Source organism: Bradyrhizobium sp. P2_E8 (assembly GCF_056403875.1).
The window spans coordinates 1-571 of the sequence record NZ_JBFUES010001886.1 but is presented as its reverse complement, the minus strand read 5'-3'; the positions used below and the strand labels follow the sequence as shown (position 1 = coordinate 571).

The following is a 571-nucleotide window of genomic DNA, read 5'->3' as shown; positions in this document are numbered from 1 at the left end:
GTGCCGGCGCATCATCCGCAAGCTCGGCATCAAGCCGATCGTGCACGCCGACACCGCCGGCAGCGCCCGCGACATCTCCGAGCGCAAGGACAAGAGTGTCGCCGCGATCGCCTCGCGCCTGGCCGCAAAAATCTACGGCCTCGACATCCTCGCCGAGGACATCGAGGACGAGGCCCACAACACCACGCGCTTCGTGGTGCTGGCGCGCGAGCCGAAATGGGCGGCGCAGGGCTCGGGCTCGCTGGTCACCACCTTTGTATTCCGCGTGCGTAACCTTCCCGCCGCGCTCTACAAGGCGCTCGGCGGCTTTGCTACCAACGGCGTCAACATGACCAAGCTCGAGAGCTACATGGTCGACGGCAATTTCTTCGCCACGCAGTTTTACGCCGACGTCGACGGCCACCCTGAAGACAAGGGCCTCGCCTTCGCGATCGAGGAGCTGAAATTCTTCTCGCGCGAATTCCGCATCGTCGGCGTGTATCCGGGGCACCCGTTCCGGGCGACGTTCAGCGAGACACAGCAGGATTGATTGCGTGTCCCGGACGCGCGAAGCGCGAGCCGGGACCCAGAA

General features: G+C 65.0%; 1 protein-coding gene. It reads left to right on the top strand.

The genetic code is table 11. The features are described 5' to 3' along the window. Nucleotides 1-529 (top strand): prephenate dehydratase domain-containing protein (locus AC1D00_RS44520; RefSeq protein WP_477015131.1); only part of this gene is annotated, 529 nt, incomplete at its 5' end. Nucleotides 530-571 lie beyond the last annotated feature (42 nt).